General features: G+C 25.1%; 8 protein-coding genes and 1 pseudogene. 6 read left to right on the top strand and 3 right to left on the bottom strand.

Translation table 11 applies throughout. From position 1 onward, the window contains the following. Window positions 1–56: 56 nt before the first annotated feature. Genes GBG18_RS14725 through GBG18_RS15415 form a run of 4 tightly spaced genes read left to right on the top strand, consistent with a single transcriptional unit; the run spans window position 57 to window position 863 of the window. Window positions 57–347 (top strand): hypothetical protein, encoded by a 291-nt coding sequence (locus GBG18_RS14725; RefSeq protein WP_152192290.1) that lies wholly within the window; start codon window positions 57–59, stop codon window positions 345–347. Window positions 348–350: 3 nt separating this feature from the next. Next, the gene (locus tag GBG18_RS14720) at window positions 351–533 is read left to right on the top strand and encodes a hypothetical protein (protein WP_152192288.1); all 183 of its coding nucleotides are present in this window, start codon (window positions 351–353) and stop codon (window positions 531–533) included. Next, on the top strand, window positions 530–685 hold the full coding sequence (locus tag GBG18_RS15420) for a hypothetical protein (protein WP_193311177.1): 156 nt from the start codon (window positions 530–532) through the stop codon (window positions 683–685). The genes GBG18_RS14720 and GBG18_RS15420 overlap by 4 nt, the downstream gene beginning before the upstream one ends. Window position 686: 1 nt before the next feature. Next, window positions 687–863: a hypothetical protein gene (locus GBG18_RS15415; protein WP_193311176.1), complete on the top strand. Its 177-nt coding sequence runs from the start codon at window positions 687–689 to the stop codon at window positions 861–863. A gap of 234 nt (window positions 864–1,097) precedes the next feature. Here GBG18_RS15415 and GBG18_RS15855 read toward each other — a convergent pair. Then, window positions 1,098–1,270: pseudogene (locus GBG18_RS15855) on the bottom strand (IS256 family transposase); the annotation flags it as partial. Between the two features lies 1 nt (window position 1,271). Continuing rightward, window positions 1,272–2,567: a DNA polymerase Y family protein gene (locus tag GBG18_RS14715; protein WP_152192286.1), complete on the bottom strand. Its 1,296-nt coding sequence runs from the start codon at window positions 2,565–2,567 to the stop codon at window positions 1,272–1,274. Window positions 2,568–2,649: 82 nt separating this feature from the next. Between GBG18_RS14715 and GBG18_RS14710 the strand changes: the two genes are divergently transcribed. Then, complete coding sequence (locus GBG18_RS14710) at window positions 2,650–3,321, top strand: S24 family peptidase (protein ID WP_152192284.1); 672 nt, start codon at window positions 2,650–2,652, stop codon at window positions 3,319–3,321. An 18-nt stretch (window positions 3,322–3,339) separates the two neighbouring features. Here GBG18_RS14710 and GBG18_RS14705 read toward each other — a convergent pair whose 3' ends face one another. Next, complete coding sequence (locus GBG18_RS14705) at window positions 3,340–3,543, bottom strand: hypothetical protein (RefSeq protein WP_152192282.1); 204 nt, start codon at window positions 3,541–3,543, stop codon at window positions 3,340–3,342. A 253-nt stretch (window positions 3,544–3,796) separates the two neighbouring features. Between GBG18_RS14705 and GBG18_RS14700 the strand changes: the two genes are divergently transcribed. Next, window positions 3,797–4,057, top strand: coding sequence for a hypothetical protein (locus GBG18_RS14700; RefSeq protein WP_152192281.1), 261 nt, complete (start codon window positions 3,797–3,799; stop codon window positions 4,055–4,057). The last annotated feature ends 208 nt before the right edge of the window (window positions 4,058–4,265 follow it).

Below are 4,265 nucleotides of genomic sequence, written 5' to 3'. Positions count from 1 at the left end.
GAACTCGTTCTTATTTTAACTAATTGAACGATAAATGTATTATACGAAGGAAAAATATGAGAGATTTATCCAAAAAGATTGAATTAGCAAAAAATCCTAATAGTAAAGTATTAATTTGTAATACACCAGAGGCCAAGTTACTAGCAGAGCTAATACCTAATGTTGATAAGGTATATAAATATCTTAGAAATAATGTAGGAACTAAGAATGTTGAGATTGAATACTTTAATGAGAAAAGAGAAGATGTTGTATTTATCATTAAAAAATTAAATTCATTTGTTAATGAAATGGCAATCGATAATAATCTAAAAAATGTTAATGAAATTACAATAGAAGAAGGAAAGTAAATTATGAGCAATGAGAATGCTAATAGAGTAGTTATAACACTTAATGATGAAGAATTTAACAACTTCATACTACAGAAAAAAAGTCAAGGTAAAACAGGTCAGCTATTAGGTTATTTAGCTTTTCAGAAAGCTAAATTAATTGAAAAGCCTAAAAAAACATTAAAGAGAAATAGGACTTACTTATGAACAAAATAAATATTGAAGACATAAAATTACAAATATCAACAAGCTTCGGTATCGAATATCAATTTGCAGATAACTTTATAACACATGAAATTAAAATATTACTACAAGAATATGGTGAATCTGAAGCAGCAACACAAAAAGAAGATATTTAAAATGATTTTAGAATCATTAGGGATATACCAAAATACTGATATTGCTCTATTTCTACTATTTTATAATTCTGAAGGCAAAGAAAATAATAATCTACTACAAAAAATATATGAAGAATATGGCTTTAAAATATTAGAAAATGATGCAACAAATATAAAGGGTTTAATTCATAATGGATAACTTTAGAAAATTTGTCATAATCATTAAAAATTAAAAAAATACTAGGAAAATAAATGGAAATAATATTAATATTAAAATCGACTATGGTAATAGCTTTAATAGCTATTTTGGTTGGTGTGTGGCTATTTAAAAATTAAAAAAATGGAATTGTAACAATCATAATCATTAAAAATTGATAGTATAGGACGGGAGTGTCAATAATCTCGTGTCAGTATCTAGTAATTCCCAAATGTATCATAAATTTAATGTTTTATCTAGTCTTCCCTCAAAGTAAATTGAGAGTTGAAAATTCTTAAAACCCAATTTCTTACTGGAAAAGTTGACTTTTTTGAGGCATTTTGAATCCCCATAAATAGTAATTTAGGTAAGCTATTATTGTTAGGGAAACCACTTTTTGTTTTTACAATTTTAAATACTCACATTAAGCTCACTTCCATACCTAATAATATCTACACCATATTTATCTCTAATCTTAAGAAGCTTTTCATTTAAAGCTTTAAACTTTTTATCCTTCTCAAAATCAATTAAAGAAAATGTTTTTTGATTATGTGAATTAGAAAAGTTTGAAGCTGAAATTGCTATATAGTGTATTTTATGAGTAACATGATTATCTAACTTTTTAATCATCTCTTTTGCAAGGTCTATTAAAAACTTTTCATTAAAAAGTCTATTATGACTAATGGATTGAGAGTTCTTTGATCCATACTCATATCTAATTTTAAAATAATAGCTTGTAGGATTTAATGCTAGTTTAGCAATAGTAAAACTTAAATATCTAGCAAGTATTAAAACTCTTCTATATAATTCATCTCTATTTATTATTGCTTTAAAGTTTCTACTTATTCCAATACCTCTTCTATCACTATAGGCTATTACTCTTTCATTATCAGTACCACAAATTCTTTTATATAATTGAACTCCAGTTTTACCATATGAGTATAGTAAACTAGGTTTTACTCTTAACTCTCCTAATGTTTTAATTCTATGTATTTCAAGTTTCTTAGATATTGCACGTCCAACACCTGGAAAGTCATTTACATCAATATCTTTCGTGTATTCATAAACTTGGTCTTGTCTTAATGCTAAAGCACCATAAGGCTTTGCTTCATCTGTTAAGAGCTTTGCTATCCATTTACTTTTACTTGCTCCTATTGATATTGGTAAGTCAAACTTAGCCATAATATCATCTCTTAATTCTTCAATAAACCCTTGTGTATCTTCATCTTTAATCCATCCATTCAAATCTCCAAAGAATTCATCAATAGAATATTGCTCTAATACAGGTATTTTAAACTCTAAGTACTTTTTTAATTTTTGAGATAACTCTTGATAAAAGAGATGATCACTTTTTATAATTAATAGATTAGGACACATGTATAAAGCTTCTTTCAAAGGTGTTCCTGTTTTTATTCCATATTTCTTAGCTTCATAAGATTTTGCAATAACAATACCATGTATATTTCCCTCTTTGTCAATATATTCATCCTTCCAAGCTCCTAAAACATTATCATGCTGCTTATTCTTAAATTCTAAGACACTATTAAAAGCTCCCGTATCTCCAAGTATAACACCATCTTTTTTTATATTGGAAAAAATTCTATTGTCACTTCCTTTTACAACTACAACATTTTTACCTTTTAAAAAAGGATATCTTGTTCTTTCAGCACTCACAAAATAACAATCTAAATCTAAATGTATGTTCATTTATATTACACCTTGTAATCTTTTTACATAATGTATTACATATGTGATATTATTCAAAATAAATTAACATATAGGTCAATAAATGATAAGTAGCGATTTTAATGCTGTAATGAATAAAATTAGAATACATATAGAACAAACACAGGATAATAAAGATAAAAAAGTTTATGATGCAGATATAGCAAAAGCTTTAGATATCTCAAAAGAACACTATTGTAGATCGAAAAAAGAAAGTAAAATACCTTTACAAGCTATTATAAATTTTTGTGCAAAAGAGAATATTGTAATTAATTATATATTATTTGATCAAATGCCTGATTCTCTAAATCAAATTACAGATAAGATTATTAATATTAAATATTTTAAAAATATAAATACTAGTGCAGGTGGGGGCGCTATTAATGAGAAAGAAAACTTTGAGTACTTAGGCTTAGATAAAGATGTTGTAGAGCAACTAGGTGGTAAAGAAGCTATTAAAAACATTGAAGCTTTAAATGTAACAGGTGAATCAATGGAACCTTTAATAAGAGATGGTTCAATTATATTTATAGATAAATCTAAAACAATTCCTTCATTTCGAAATAACGATATCTATGTAGTTAATACACAAAATGGAGTAGTAGTTAAAAAAGTAATTTTCTTGCCAAAATATAATAAGCTTCAATTGCTATCGTGTAATCCCTTATTCTTACCAGAACTTCATGATTGTGATGATGTTGAAGTTTTAGGAAAAGTTATTGGAACAAGCCAATGATATATTTCATTAATACTTTTAAATCTTTGAGTTATAATTAACACAAATATACTTTAAAATATAGTTTACAAATAATATACAAGATTTTTTACATTTTTTAATTCTTGGAACATTGTCTTTTGGGTCATTATACTTAGCTTCTAAATTGCCTAAGAAAGATGAAGAATAACCTTTATCAATTCCTCTATATTTTATCTGGTATGTGTATTTTAAAATTTTCATGATTCAATACTCAATACTATATTAATAGTATTCCTATAATTTGTTGTACATAAGTACAATTATAAAGCAATAATCAATATAGCAATTAATAAAATGCACAAAAGTATAATTATAAAGCTATATAATAGTCTAAATTGGAGAAAAATCATGGCAAAGAACGTAAAAACTTCAATTGAACCTGATTCTAATATTATATTAGGTGTTAAAGATTTTGGGAAACACATAAAGTTTAAAATAGATATTGGAATAAAAAATGACTAAATTAAGAATTTATTATGATAAAAATGAAGTTAGATTTCTAGGATTCAATGCAGAGAATGAAGAATTTAGTTTTGATATTATTGAATTTTGTAAAAGTTTAAATATTAATTTAAAAGTCTTTGTAAAAGAATTTAATAAAGTCTCTACAGAAATTAGGTCTAGTTTAAATGATGATATCTTAGTAGGGTCTGTGTCTGAAGGTAATATAGACTTTTATGAAAAATATAGAATAGATATAAATAATAGATTTTAAAAAAGTTTTTGATAAATATTTTTAGCAAATCATGAAAGAACAATGAAAACTGAGTTTATACTCTAACATTGTTGTTTTAATATTTTTTAATCTATAAAACCAATAAGTATTATTTCATTAAATGAAATGAAATGAAACAATTATTTATTCAATTGTAAATTGAATTAGGGATAAGTAAAAATGTGTATGAATTTTAGTTACCTCTCCA

Origin of the sequence: Poseidonibacter ostreae (assembly GCF_009208075.1) — a bacterium.
In the GTDB taxonomy this organism is placed as follows: Bacteria; Campylobacterota; Campylobacteria; order Campylobacterales; family Arcobacteraceae; genus Poseidonibacter; species Poseidonibacter ostreae.
Note: the sequence above shows the minus strand (reverse complement) of the source record. Positions and strands in the feature narration are given on the sequence as shown.

Excerpts from the sequence above, each read along its gene's own strand:
- GBG18_RS14725 (WP_152192290.1), top strand. The coding sequence starts at position 57 with ATGAGAGATTTATCCAAAAAGATTGAATTAGCAAAAAATCCTAATAGT.
- GBG18_RS14720 (WP_152192288.1), top strand. The coding sequence starts at position 351 with ATGAGCAATGAGAATGCTAATAGAGTAGTTATAACACTTAATGATGAA.
- GBG18_RS15420 (WP_193311177.1), top strand. The coding sequence starts at position 530 with ATGAACAAAATAAATATTGAAGACATAAAATTACAAATATCAACAAGC.
- GBG18_RS15415 (WP_193311176.1), top strand. The coding sequence starts at position 687 with ATGATTTTAGAATCATTAGGGATATACCAAAATACTGATATTGCTCTA.
- GBG18_RS14715 (WP_152192286.1), bottom strand. The coding sequence starts at position 2,567 with ATGAACATACATTTAGATTTAGATTGTTATTTTGTGAGTGCTGAAAGA.
- GBG18_RS14710 (WP_152192284.1), top strand. The coding sequence starts at position 2,650 with ATGATAAGTAGCGATTTTAATGCTGTAATGAATAAAATTAGAATACAT.
- GBG18_RS14705 (WP_152192282.1), bottom strand. The coding sequence starts at position 3,543 with ATGAAAATTTTAAAATACACATACCAGATAAAATATAGAGGAATTGAT.
- GBG18_RS14700 (WP_152192281.1), top strand. The coding sequence starts at position 3,797 with ATGACTAAATTAAGAATTTATTATGATAAAAATGAAGTTAGATTTCTA.